Annotated in this window: 9 protein-coding genes; 3 read left to right on the plus strand and 6 right to left on the minus strand. The window is 74.1% G+C overall.

The genetic code is table 11. The features are described from left to right. Positions 1 to 120 precede the first annotated feature (120 nt). Positions 121 to 2,487, minus strand: a complete 2,367-nt coding sequence (locus ACQPYD_RS09280) for a hypothetical protein (protein ID WP_433700597.1) — start codon at positions 2,485 to 2,487, stop codon at positions 121 to 123. A gap of 743 nt (positions 2,488 to 3,230) precedes the next feature. Between ACQPYD_RS09280 and ACQPYD_RS09285 the strand changes: the two genes are divergently transcribed. Further along, a complete protein-coding gene (locus ACQPYD_RS09285; RefSeq protein WP_433702004.1) occupies positions 3,231 to 4,124 on the plus strand; it encodes an SGNH/GDSL hydrolase family protein in 894 nt (297 codons plus the stop codon). Positions 4,125 to 4,288: 164 nt separating this feature from the next. Here the strand turns inward: ACQPYD_RS09285 and ACQPYD_RS09290 are convergent, their stop codons facing one another. The 5 genes from ACQPYD_RS09290 to ACQPYD_RS09310 all read right to left on the minus strand — a co-directional run bounded on the left by ACQPYD_RS09290 (position 4,289) and on the right by ACQPYD_RS09310 (position 9,412). Further along, positions 4,289 to 5,515, minus strand: a complete 1,227-nt coding sequence (locus ACQPYD_RS09290; RefSeq protein ID WP_433700598.1) for an EAL domain-containing protein — start codon at positions 5,513 to 5,515, stop codon at positions 4,289 to 4,291. Positions 5,516 to 5,746: 231 nt separating this feature from the next. Continuing rightward, entirely contained in the window at positions 5,747 to 6,985 is a 1,239-nt protein-coding gene (gene fabF / locus ACQPYD_RS09295; RefSeq protein ID WP_433700599.1) for a beta-ketoacyl-ACP synthase II, read from the minus strand. Positions 6,986 to 7,120: 135 nt separating this feature from the next. After that, the gene (locus ACQPYD_RS09300; RefSeq protein ID WP_433700600.1) at positions 7,121 to 7,363 is read right to left on the minus strand and encodes an acyl carrier protein; all 243 of its coding nucleotides are present in this window, start codon (positions 7,361 to 7,363) and stop codon (positions 7,121 to 7,123) included. Between the two features lie 106 nt (positions 7,364 to 7,469). Next, positions 7,470 to 8,426 carry a beta-ketoacyl-ACP synthase III gene (locus ACQPYD_RS09305; protein WP_267949053.1) on the minus strand — a complete coding sequence of 319 codons (957 nt, stop codon included), beginning with the start codon at positions 8,424 to 8,426 and terminating at the stop codon, positions 7,470 to 7,472. A 2-nt stretch (positions 8,427 to 8,428) separates the two neighbouring features. Then, positions 8,429 to 9,412, minus strand: coding sequence for an ACP S-malonyltransferase (locus ACQPYD_RS09310; RefSeq protein ID WP_433700601.1), 984 nt, complete (start codon positions 9,410 to 9,412; stop codon positions 8,429 to 8,431). Between the two features lie 252 nt (positions 9,413 to 9,664). On the opposite strand from ACQPYD_RS09310, the gene ACQPYD_RS09315 reads away from it, so the two are divergent. Both ACQPYD_RS09315 and ACQPYD_RS09320 read left to right on the plus strand, forming a co-directional pair. Then, on the plus strand, positions 9,665 to 10,948 hold the full coding sequence (locus ACQPYD_RS09315; RefSeq protein ID WP_433700602.1) for a PucR family transcriptional regulator: 1,284 nt from the start codon (positions 9,665 to 9,667) through the stop codon (positions 10,946 to 10,948). Positions 10,949 to 11,282: 334 nt separating this feature from the next. Then, positions 11,283 to 12,380: a hypothetical protein gene (locus ACQPYD_RS09320; protein ID WP_433700603.1), complete on the plus strand. Its 1,098-nt coding sequence runs from the start codon at positions 11,283 to 11,285 to the stop codon at positions 12,378 to 12,380. Positions 12,381 to 12,441: the final 61 nt, after the last annotated feature.

Raw genomic sequence — 12,441 nt, forward strand, 5'->3', positions numbered from 1 at the left:
GGACACCCCCGGGCGCGGCTTTTCGCGGAAGGGGGAGGCGGGCGCACGACGGAAGCCGCCCCGGGACGGCGGTCCCGGGGCGGCGAGGGCCGAAGGGGCGGCAGGCGCCCCCGGCAGGGGTCAGTGCGCGGCGAACAGCCCCGAGCGCAGCTCCCCGGCGATGTCGTTGTCACCGCGCAGGTTCAGCAGGTCGATGAGCGACTGCGGGTCGGCGAGCGCGTCGTCGTCGTGGTCGGTGATGCGGCGCGACAGGATCTTGAGGGCCTCGTCGGTGGAGGCGGGCGCCGTGTACCCGCTCAGGTGCAGCGCCCGGGCCGCGGGCGTGTACCCGCTCAGGTCCGTGGCGGGCAGCTTGCGCGCGTCCAGGCGGTCGCCCGCCACGGTGATGAACATGCGGTCGCCGGGCTGGGCGGCCTGGCGGCGCAGCAGCGGCCGCAGCGAGTCGAACGCGGGCTGGTCCCTCCAGACGAGGACCAGCAGGTCCGCGCCGGGCGCGGTCAGGCACAGCAGGCGGCCCGGCTGGAGTCCCAGGTGCGTGGCGTAGCCGTTGGGGACGGCCACGGGGGCGCCGTTGAGGTGGTCGGCGGTGATGTCGATACGGTGCCACCAGCGCCCGTCCGGGGCGCGGAAGCACCGGGCGGCCATCGCCGGGTCGCTCGCGCCGGGGCGCGCCGCGGGGGCGTGCGAGGCGAGGACCGGCTGGAGGGCGGGGCCCGGACCCCCGTGCGGGTGCCCGAGGAGCACGGGCCGGTGGGGTTCGAGGCCGGAGGGGACGAACACCGCTCCCGCCTGGTCGTGGACGGTCCTCTGCCGGTGCTCCGGAAGAGCGGCGACGGGCTCGGGCTGCGCCGGGGCCCCGGGCCCCTCGACGCGTCGCCGGATCGGCAGCCCGTTCTCGGTGGTGGCGCCCGAGTCCTCCGGGGCGATGTGCCCCGGGTGGCTGGTGGGAGCCTCCATCGGGACCGAGGCGTCGACGAACACGTGCCCGTCCTTCAGGCTCACCCCGGGGGTGCTCAGCAGCCAGGCCCGGAGCTCCTGCTGGCGGATGCCGATACGGCCGAGCCGCAGGCCGGCCTCGGTCATGTCGGGGGCGTCGCCCAGGAGCTCGCGGGTCTGCCAGCGCAAGCGGTTGGGGTCGTCGGCGATGAGCCAGCCGTTGTGCATGCGGCGGTCGGTGAACAGGGTGATGATGACCCGCCACAGGGGCGTGTTGAGGGTGGGCACGTCCACCGGGTGGTCGGGGTGCGCGTTGATCAGCCGGTCGATGGTGGTCGCGGACCCCAGCTGGTCGGACAGCTCGCGCATGTGCTTGGTGACCGCCGCGCCCTCGGGCGAGTTGAGCCAGCGCAGCAGGCGCTCCTCCACCTTGCGCTGGGCGCCGCGGATCTCGGTGACGTCCACCGCGATCTGCTCGGAGAGCACGCGGATGCTGATGGGGTCGGTGGCGAAGAGGCGCTCGGCGGCGACCGTCCGCTCCAGGTCGGGCCAGGAGCGGAACATCTCCTCGACCAGGTCCACCAGGGGGTGCTGGCCCAGGGCGGGGGCCGGGGGGCGCTCCTCGACGTGGTCGGGGCGCATGGCCTTGGGCGGGCCGAAGCTGGGCCGGCGCAACGTGCGGCCGGGGCCGACCAGCGAACTGCGGAACTGGGAGCGCAGGTCGCCCGGGGCCCCCTCGCGCCCGGCGTCGGAGCCGGCGGCCTCGGCGCCCGGCGCGGGGCCGGGGAGCATCGCGGCGGAGCTCACCATGCCGGTGGGCGCGGCGCCGCCGTGCCCGTTGACGGGCGCCTCCTCCGTGAAGGGGGAGTCGGCCCCCTCGCGCTCCTCGCGCTGGGCCCGCAGGGCGCGCAGGGTCCGGATGGCGCGGGTGGCGGGTGTCTGCGGCGGCGTCGAGCCGTGGCCGGCGGACTCCGAGACGTCGGCCGCGCCGTCGGCGCCCGTGGCCGCGCTCAGGTACTCCAGGGCGCTGCGCACGTGGTCCGGCACCGTGTCGGGGATCCAGTGCGCGATGGTGCGCACGGCCTCCAGCATCAGGGCCGGTGAGGGGGTCGGGCCGCCGGGCAGCTCGCAGCAGGGCTGGAGCGCCCGCCAGGCGACGGTGCTCACGACGTCGAGGACCCCGCATCCGGAGAGCGGCCACTCGCCGATCTCCTGGGGCGCGGTGGAGATGAGGCGGTCCCAGTCGCCCGCGGCGGCGGTGACGGCGCCGCGTACCGGCTCGGACAGGTCCGCGCAGCTCACCTGCTGGGTCCGCAGGCTCGGCAGGAACTCGGAGAGGGGCACGTGCCCCCACTGCTCGACCGCGAGGCGCGCGATGCCGTGGGCCAGCCACGGGGGGCCCGCGATGTCCAGGACGCGCGCGACCGGGAGCGAGTGCCACCAGCCGTCGATCAGCCGGTCATGGTGGAGAAGGGGTGCCACGTCCGGCGACCTCGACCACCGCAGGGCGGGAGCGAGGTCGACGAGGCAGATCGGAGAGACGGCGTTCATCCGCTGGGGACCTCGACCTCCTGGTGTCTGCACGTGAATTGGGGAGGAACCGCACGGGCCTTCGGTTCGATGCACCACAGTACGCGCCCTTCACCCGGACGGGGGCCGGACCGCGAACCGGTCCGGTGCTTCGCGGGTGGGCACGGCGAGCCGGGGGACAGGGGTGCCGTGAGCACTTCCCCGAGATCGTACGTGCCCCGGGGCCGCATGGGTACCCCCAGGTCGGCCCGGTCCGCGGCGACCCCGCCGTGACCGCGCCGTGTGACGACCGTGACAAGGGGGATCGGAGCCCGCGGAACCCGCTACCGTGTGAGCTAGCTCATAGGGGGCATGCGGCTCATATCGCACCAAGCAGTCGTTGGTATTCACTGTGCCGTCATACGCGCGCCCTCTCCGCGAAACAGGGGCGCGCGGCCGCCCGGGAGAGGGGACGACCCGGAGCGGGCCGGCGGACCCCCGGGTCAGGCGTTCCGACGCCGGTCGTGGGTATGCTGGTCGGGCACTGTCCTCGCCCGAACGACCTTCGGCCGGGTGGCCGCGCTCCGCGGCCGACCAGGGGTCGACGGTGTTCGGACCCGGGCCGGCGGTACACCGCGGCCCGTACCAGGATTCCGTTCCCGCGCACCCTCGGCGCTTCGTAGGCGTGGGACGGTCGAGCCGGATGATTGGTTGACGTGACAGACCTTGAGACGAATCCCCCAGCGGCCGCTCGCGCGAGCAGACCGGACGTCATCCGGTCGTTCGTGGCGATCGGCGACAGCATCACCGAGGGGATGGAAGACGACAGCGGCCCCAACGGCGAGTACCGCGGATTCGCGGACCGTCTCGCGGAGCACCTCGGCACGATCTCCCCGGACTTCCGGTACGCCAACCTGGGTGTGCGGGGCCGGCGCATGCGCCACATCTTCGGCGAGCAGCTCGACCGGACGCTGGAGTGGAAGCCCGACCTGGTGACCGTCCTCGCGGGCGGCAACGACGTCCTGCGCCCCGGCGGCGACCTCGACCAGCTGGCCGAGCACTTCGAGTGGGGCATCCGCCGCCTGCGCGACGCCGGGATCCGCGTGGTGATCCTGTCCGGGCACGACACCGGCTGGATCCCCGTCCTGCGCTACTACCGCGGCCGCATCGCGGTCTTCAGCATGCACATGCGCGCCGTCGCCGAGCGCACCGGCACCGAGATCGTCGACCTGTGGGCGCTCAACGCCCTCACCGACTCCCGCGCCTGGAGCGACGACCGCCTGCACCTCAACGGGGCCGGCCACCAGATCGTCGCCGCCCGCATCGCCGACCTCCTCGGCTTCCCCATGGGGCCGCGCGAGTCCTGGACCGACCCGTGGAGCACACCGCCCCAGCAGCTGCCCCGCATCCTGCGCCGCCGCGAGAACCGCCGCTGGGCCCGCCAGTACGGGGTGCCGTGGCTTCGGCGCCGCCTCATGGGCCGCTCCTCCGGGGACGGCCGCCTGCCCAAGCGGCCGGAGCTGGAGTACCTGCACGACGAGGCCACCCGCGCCCGGATCGCCCTGGCGATGGAGGAGGCCGGGGTCCTGGAGTCGGACTACGACGCGTACGCCGCGGGCGAGGGCGCCGCTCCCACCAGCAGCCCCTCCGGCACCAAGGGCCCGGACCCCGTGGACTGAGCCGCCGCAAGGCCCCGGCGGGCCCCGCACCCGTGCGGTGCGGGGCCCGCCGTTTTTTCCGTCCGGGGTCCCGGCCCGCGGCCGGGAGCGGGCCCGCCGGTCCGGCCCCCGGGCGCGCCGCGGGTACGGAGCCGCGGCGGGGGAGGGCGCCCCCGGCGCCCGCGTCAGCTCCGGGAGAGGGACTGGATGAGGTCGCTGATGTGCACCACGCCCAGGCACTGCCCGTAGGAGTTGGTCGCGACCAGGTCGTCGTAGACCCGGTCGGTGTCCTGGCCCGCCACGCGCAGCGCCGCCAGGGCGGTCATCCACGCGGGGATCGTGCGCGGCGACTCCGCCAGCCGCAGCGCCGGGCGCTTGGCGTGCAGCGCGTGCCCGTACGGGCCCGTCACCGACAGCAGGAACCGGGTGCGGTCGATCACCCCCACGGGCCGCTCCCGGTGGTCGATGAGGATGACGCTGTTCAGAGCCGGGTCGCCCGTGAACGCCTCCAGCACCTGCTCGGTGGTGGTGTCGGAGTCGAAGCCCACCGGGGGGACCATGAACTCGGTGACCCGCGGCCCCGCGTCCTCCTCCCGCCCCTGGGACGCCGTCGGCTCGGGCACGGGGGTCACGCGCTCCCCGGGCCGCCACGTCCGGTCGGCGAAGAACTCCCCCGTCCCCAGCCGTATCCCGCACGCGCGCAACCGCAGCACGTCCTCGGCCGTCCCCACGCCGGAGGCCATCGCGTACACGCCGCTGCCCCGGCCGATCCGTGCGAGGCCCTCGACGACCGTCGCGTGCCTCTGGTCGGTCGCCACCCCCGCGACGATCTCCGGGTCGATCCGCATCAGGAAGGGGGCGGCCTCGACCACGAGGTCGGGCCGCACCATCGACGTGCCGAAGCCGCAGCGGAACCCCGCCGCCCTCAGGCGCGACACCCCCGGCGAGACCACCGACCGCGGCAGGTCGGCCAGGTCCGTGCCGAGCAGGAAGGTGATGTCGCGCGGGCGCCGGCCCGCACGCCGCATCCGGCTCTCCACCAGGGCCACGAACCCCTCCCCGGCGGTCAGGATCCTCGCGGGCAGGGGGAGGACGAGCGGCAGCAGGCTCTCGGTCCCGGCCGCCTCGGCGACCAGGCCCAGCACCCAGTCGGCCACGGCCGTCCCCTCGTGGACGCCCATCTCCGCGTTCGGAGGGCCCCCGGGGACGGCGGGGTGCGGTGCGGGCGGCACGGCGACGACCTCCACCGCGACGACCGCGCCCGAGTCCAGGTCCACGACGGGCCGGTAGCCGGGGGAGCGGGACGGGCGGGGCGCGCCGGGGGGAGCGGCGACGCCGGGGGAACGCCGGGGGCCCGCACCTGGTCCCGACGGGTGCGCCTCTGACGTGTGGTGGGGATGCAGGGCAGACACATACTCATGGTGACCCCGATCAGGGCGCACATGAAGACCTGTTCGCGGCTGTTCAGCTCAGCTTCACGACCTGTTCGGCGCGGCGCGCGCACGGTCGCGGAGGCGCGACCGACCGTGGCCGCGAAAAGCCCCTGACCTGGTCCGGGGCCGCGGAGCGGGGGCGACGCGCCCCGGACAGCGCTCGGCCGGCGCCGCGCACACGCGCGGCGCCGGCCGGGTCGGGCGCGGGGGTCAGGCGCGGCGGAACACCAGGGCGATGTTGTGGCCGCCGAACCCGAAGGACTCGTTGACGGCCGCGACGTCGCCGCCGGGCATGTCCCGGGGCTTGTCGCGGACGATGTCCACGACCACGTCCGGGTCGAGCTCCTCGATGTTGATGGTCGGCGGGATACGGCCGTCGTGCAGCGCCAGGATGGTCGCGATCGACTCCACCGCGCCCGCGCCGCCCAGCAGGTGGCCGGTCATGGACTTGGTGGAGGTCACCGAGACCCGGTCGGCGGCGGAGTCGCCCAGGGCCGAGCGGATCGCGCGGGTCTCGCCGACGTCTCCGGCGGGCGTGGACGTGGCGTGGGCGTTGACGTGCACGACGTCGTCGGGCACGAGGCCGGCGTCGTCCAGGGCCTGGGTGATGGCGCGGGCCTGGCCGGCGCCCTCCGGGTCGGGCTGGACGATGTCGTAGGCGTCGTTGGTGTAGCCGACGCCGGAGGCGTGCGCGTAGACGCGGGCGCCCCGGCGGGCGGCGTGCTCGGCGGACTCCAGCACCAGGATGCCCGCGCCCTCGCCCATGACGAAGCCGTCGCGGTTCCTGTCCCAGGGGCGGGAGGCCGTCTGGGGGTCGTCGTTGCGCGTGGACAGGGCCCGCATGGACGCGAACGAGGCGATGTTCAGCGGGTGGATCGCGGCCTCGGTGCCGCCGGCGATGACGATGTCGGCGCGGCCGGAGCGGATCATGTCCACACCGTTGGCGATGGCCTCGGCGCTGGAGGCGCAGGCGCTCACCGGCACGTGGGACCCGGCCCGCGCGGTGTACTCCAGGCTGATCGCGGCGGCGGGGCTGTTGGGCATGAGCATGGGCACGGTGAACGGGGAGACCCGCTTCCAGCCCTTCTCACGGAAGATGTCGTACTGCTCGAGGATGGTGAGGATGCCGCCGATGCCGCTGGAGACGACGACGCCGAGACGGATCGGGTCGACCTCGGGCGACCCGGCGTCCTCCCAGGCCTCCTTCGCGGCGATCAGCGCGAACTGCTGGGTGCGGTCCAGGCGCCGCATGCGCGGCCTGGGCAGCTTCTCGGAGGGTTCCTGCGCGATCTGCCCGGCGAAGTGCACCGGGAGCTTCTCGTGCCACTCCTCAGGAAGGGTGGAGATTCCGGAGCGGCCGTCGAGGAGCGCGGACCATGTGGTCGCGACGTCACCCCCGAGGGGGGTGGTGGCGCCGAGGCCGGTGACGACGACATCGGTCTTTGACATGATCCGTTCGCCCTTCTCGTGGGACTTTCCCGGCCGCGGGGCCGGGAGGCGTTGGCGGATGTACCTGGGGGAGACCACGGGTGGTGGCCTGTGGGGGCGCCGGGGTCAGGGGTGGGACCCGGCGCCCCGAGCACGCTACTTCTGGATGAAGTTGATGACGTCCTGGACCGTCTTGAGGTCCTTGAGCCGGTCGTCCGGGATCTCCACGCCGAACTTGTCCTGGGCGGCGATGGCGATCTCCACCATGGACAGCGAGTCGATGTCGAGGTCGTCCACGAAGTTCTTCTCCGGGGTGACGTCGGCGGGCTCGGTGCCGACGATCTCCTCGACGATCTCGCCGAGGCCGGTCAGGATCTCCTGCTCGCTGTGAGCCGCCATGTCGTTATCTCCTTGGTTGGTGTTTCGGTGTCGGTTCATGGACACCGCACGTGCCGGGGTTCTGCGAACCCGGCTCGCGCGGTGGTGCCGCGGGCTCGGGCGGTGTTCAGGGGATGCGGATCACCTGTGCGGCGTACACCAGCCCCGCGCCGAAGCCCAGGGTGAGGACGATGCTCCCCGACGGCAGCTCCCCGCGCCCGATCATGCGCGAGAGCGCGAGAGGGATGGACGCGGAGGAGGTGTTGCCAGCGGTGACGATATCGCGCGCCACGAGTGCCTGGGGAGCGCCCAGCTTCTTGGCGATCGACTCCACGATCCGCAGATTGGCCTGGTGCGGGACGAACGCGGTCAGCTCCGAGGGCTCCACACCGGCCCGCTCCAGGGCCTCCAGGGCGACCTGGTACAGCTCGGTGGTCGTCCAGCGGAAGACCGCCTGGCCCTCCTGGTAGAGGTACTTGCCGTCGCGCAGGTGGATCTTGTCGGCGCGCTCGCCGGAGGAGCCCCAGACCACGGGGCCCACGCCCTGCTCCTCGGACGCCGAGACGATCGCCGCGCCCGCGCCGTCGGCGAAGATCACACAGGTGGAGCGGTCCTCCCAGTCGACCCAGTCGCTGAGCTTCTCGGAGCCGATCACCAGGACGTTGCGGGAGCTGCCGCCGCGGACCATGTCCGCGGCGACGCCCAGCGCGTAGCAGAAGCCCGCGCAGGCCGCGTTGAGGTCGAAGGCGCCCGGGGCGGTGATGCCCAGCTTCGCGGCGACGGTGGCCGCGGTGTTGGGGATCTGGTCCTGCACGGTGCAGGTCGCCACGATGACGAGGTCGATGTCCTCGGGGGAGAGCCCGCTGGCGGCGAGGGCCTTGCCGCCGGCCGCCACGGCCATGCTCGCCACGGTGTCCTCGGGACCGGCGATGCGCCGCTCCCTGATGCCCACGCGGCTCTGGATCCACTCGTCGGTCGTGTCGACGCGGGACTCGAGGTCGGCGTTGGTGAGGACCTGGGACGGCTGGTACTCGCCGAGGGCGACGACGGACGCGCCTCCGGGGGAGTTCGGGGAGCTGAACATGGTTAGCCTTCCTGGTCGGTGCCCGCGGGGGAGAGAACCCCCGCGTGCTCCTTGATGAGGGCACCGGCGCGGTCGAGGTCGTCGGGGGTCTTCACCGCGAGGAGCTCCACACCGCGCAGCGCGCGCTTGGCCAGACCGGTCAGCGTGCCCGCGGGGGTGAGCTCGATCAGGGCGGTCACCCCGAGGTCGGCCAGGGTCCGGGTGCAGGAGTCCCAGCGCACAGGCGAGGAGATCTGCGAGACGAGGCGTTCGAGGTACTCCGCGCCGCTGTCCACGACGGCGCCGTCGGCGTTGGACAGGAGGCGGACCGTGGGGTCGGACGGGGACAGGGCGGCGGCCGTCGCGCGGACCCGCTCCACAGCCGGGGCCATGTGCTCGGTGTGGAAGGCGCCCGCGACGGCCAGGGGCCGGAGCCGGGCCCGCGCGGGCGGGTTTCCGGCGAGGGCCGCGAGCTGCTCCGTGGTCCCGGCGGCCACGATCTGGCCGGAGCCGTTGTCGTTGGCCGGGGTCAGGCCCGCGGCGGCCAGGGCCGCGAGGACCTCGTCGCGGTCCCCGCCGAGCACCGCGGTCATCCCCGTCCCGGTGCGGGAGGCGGCGTCGGCCATGCCCCGGCCGCGCTCGGCGACCAGCGCCATGGCGTCCTTGGGGGACAGCACGCCGGCGATCGCGGCGGCGGTGAACTCACCGACGCTGTGGCCCGCGACGGCGTCCACGAGGGAGGACTCCGCGGGCAGCGCGGGCGAGGGGGCGGAGAGCGGGGAGAGCATGGCGGAGGCCGCGACGAGGCCGGCGCCGACCAGCAGGGGCTGGGCGACGGCGGTGTCGCGGATCTCCTCCGCGTCCGCTGTGGTGCCGTAGCGGGCCAGGTCGAGTCCGGACACCTCGGACCACGCGGCGAACTGCTCGGCGACGCCGGGGAGTTCGAGCCACGGGGAGAGGAAACCGGGAACCTGGGCGCCTTGGCCGGGAGCAACGATTACGAGCACGACATCAACCTTGCCCTGTAGGAGATCACCAGTCGGATGGGGAGGAACACGAACTTCGGCCGGGGCATTTGTAGGTACTCCACAAAAGGAGGCCCGACACGGACCCGCCCGGCCGAAACCAGTGTGGGGGATCACCCCCGACGGTACGCGCTGTTCCGCACCGACCACGGAGCGGGTGCGCGGAGGGGGCGGAAGCGCCCCGGCGCGGGGCGGCCCTCCGGTCGGGTCCCCCGGGGGTGCGAACCTAGAGGTGTGAACACCGAACCCCACCCGCCCCGGGACGACGAGGGCAGCACCGGTCCGGCGGACGCCGCCGACGTCGACGTCGACCTCGACACCGATCCGGCCGCGGAGGAACAGGAGCGCGTGCGCGCCGAGACCGTGCGCCGCCTGGAGCGCTCCATGGGAGCCCTCGGAACGGCCGCCGTCTCCCGCATGGAGCAGCGGCTCGGCTGGTTCCGCCGCATGTCCGCCCAGGACCGCTCATGGATCGGGCTCGTCGCCCAGTCCGGCGTGGCCGCCTTCGTGGACTGGTTCCGCAACCCCGTCCGGGGCCGTCCCGCCATCACCGTCGAGGTCTTCGGCACCGCTCCGCGCGAGCTCACCCGCTCGGTCTCCCTCCAGCAGACCGTCGACATGATCCGCGTGGTCATCGACGTGGTCGAGGGACAGGTCGACGAGCTGGCCGCCCCGGGCGGCGCCCAGCAGCTGCGCGAGGCGGTGCTCCGGTACACCAGGGAGGTGGCCTTCAGCTCCGCGAAGGTGTACGCGCGAGCCGCCGAGGCGCGCGGGGCGTGGGACGCCCGACTGGAGGCGCTGATCGTCGACGCGCTCCTGCACGGCGACCACGAGGACGGCCTCCAGACCTGGGGGTCGGCGCTGAGCTGGTCGCACACCCCCGTGATCGCGGTGGCCGGGGAGACCGGCGGGGAGGACCCCGGCAAGATCCTGGACGACCTGCGCGCGGCCGCGCGCCGCTTCGGGCACGACGTGCTGGCGGGCACCCAGGGGAGGCGCGTCGTCGTGGTGGTCGGCGTGGGCGACCGCTACCCGGAGGAGGACCTCCCGGCGGCCGCCGCCGAACCCCTGGCCGGGCTCTTCGGACCCGGCCCCGTGGTGGTCGGACCCGCCGTCGCGGACCTGCGCGCGGCGGGGGCGTCGGCGCGCGCGGCGGTCAGCGGACTGCGCGCCGCAGTGGCCTGGCCGGACGCGCCGCGCCCCGTGCTCGCCGACGACCTCCTGCCCGAGCGGGCCCTCCAGGGGGACACCGAGGCCCGCGGCCAGCTGGTGGAGGAGGTCTACGTCCCCCTCCTGGGGGCCGGTTCGCCGCTGCTGGACACCCTGTCGGTCTACCTGGAGCACGCCTCCTCGCTGGAGGCCACCGCCCGGATGCTCTTCGTCCACCCCAACACCGTCCGCTACCGGCTCAGCAGGATCGCCGAGCTCACCGGCCGCACCCCCTCCGACGGCCGCGGGTCGTTCGTCCTGCGGGTGGCGGTCGCCCTGGGGCGGCTGGCGCAGACGCACGAGGGGTGAGGCGCGGCGCGGAGTGGCCGACACCACACCGGGGAGGTTGTCCGGAACCAGCCACGGAGGTGACCGGAAGGACTGGGGGACGTAATCTGATCGTTGCCTGTCATATCTACCGACTTATGGAAGTTTCACCTGGGTCGGGTATGTCTGTGACTGCCCGTGTGCGCCCGGGGACTACATGAAAAGGGATAGCTTTGTGATGGGCAGGCTGCTGGCGGGACCCATGAGGTTAAGGACACCCTCGGGCGATGGTCCCCGCACCGCTCCGTCGCGACGTTCTTGGGGGGTCAACGCTGTGGTCGAGCGACCGAGGAAAAGGTCCCGGTTCTTCCGTTCGGTGATCGATTTCGTTCTCCAGCCCACGCAGGAGGGCGAGCTGCGCAGACGGGTGCTGTTCTGGCTCCCCGCGCCACTGCCGGTCCTGGGAGTGGTGTACCTCCTGGTCGGCGGTGCGCTCTCCGCCGCGGGGTGGACGATACTGCTGGCCGCGAGCGTCGGCGTGGGCACACTGCTGCTGGCGCTCATCGTCCAGCCCACGCCCCTGCCCGAGGGGCTGGTACCACAGGTCTCCGCGCGCCGCTCGCTGCACCGCTTCCGCCAGTTCACCGGTCTGCGGATCGCCCTGGCGCTGGTGCCCGTCGCGATCGGCGCCGCCGCGTCCGTCGTGGGCGGGGGCATGTACCCGCTGCTGGCCTCGCTGCTGCTGGCCTGGCCCCAGCTCCTGCTGGCCATGCCGACCTTCTTCACGATCACCAGGGCCCGCAGGGCCATGGAGGCGTGGGGCACCACCGCCTACCTGTGGCACGCCCTGTCGCGCCCGGCCAAGGTGACCTGGCCGATCGTCACCCCGCTGGTCAACTCCTGGAAGGCGGCGCGGGTCGAGCGCTCCCGGGAGTCGATGCGCCAGAAGCTGGAGGAGAGGGCCTGGAAGAAGGCCGTGCGCGAGGAGAGCTCCGGGGCGCCCGACGGCGCCGCGCCCGCCGCGGCCTCCGCCGACGAGCGCACCCGGCCGATCCGTCCGCTGGACACCCCGTCCGACGAGCGCACCGACGTCCTCCCGCACCTGGGCTCCCCCCGGCACGGGAGCGAGGAGCCCACGGACGTCCTCCCCCACCTGGAGGCGGAGCGCACCGGAGGGGAGAAGCCGACCGACGTCCTTCCCCACCTCCCCTCCGGGCAGGAGGTGGAGCCGACGCGTCAGCTCCCGCACCTGGGCGGCGCCGGAGCGGGTGAGGAGGGCTCCGAGCCGGGACCGGGCAGCCGCGCCGCGGCCGACGGCGACCCCGACCCCGACGCCCCCGCGGGACCGCGCTCCAGCGTGCACCGGGCCGCCCGGCAGTTCTTCGAACAGGGCGGCGGGGCCCTCGGGATCGCGGTCCGCCGCTCCCGCCGCGCCGCCCCCTCCACCCGCCGCCCGCACTCGAACAAGCCCTGACACCCGCCGGGGGCACGGGCGCGGAGCCCGCGTCCCCGGCGCCGGGGACGCGGGCTCCGCG

Source organism: Nocardiopsis sp. CA-288880 (assembly GCF_050955985.1).
Taxonomy (GTDB): Bacteria; Actinomycetota; Actinomycetes; order Streptosporangiales; family Streptosporangiaceae; genus Nocardiopsis; species Nocardiopsis tropica.

Excerpts from the sequence above, each read along its gene's own strand:
- fabF (WP_433700599.1), bottom strand. The coding sequence starts at position 6,985 with ATGTCAAAGACCGATGTCGTCGTCACCGGCCTCGGCGCCACCACCCCC.
- ACQPYD_RS09305 (WP_267949053.1), bottom strand. The coding sequence starts at position 8,426 with ATGTTCAGCTCCCCGAACTCCCCCGGAGGCGCGTCCGTCGTCGCCCTC.
- ACQPYD_RS09300 (WP_433700600.1), bottom strand. The coding sequence starts at position 7,363 with ATGGCGGCTCACAGCGAGCAGGAGATCCTGACCGGCCTCGGCGAGATC.
- ACQPYD_RS09280 (WP_433700597.1), bottom strand. The coding sequence starts at position 2,487 with ATGAACGCCGTCTCTCCGATCTGCCTCGTCGACCTCGCTCCCGCCCTG.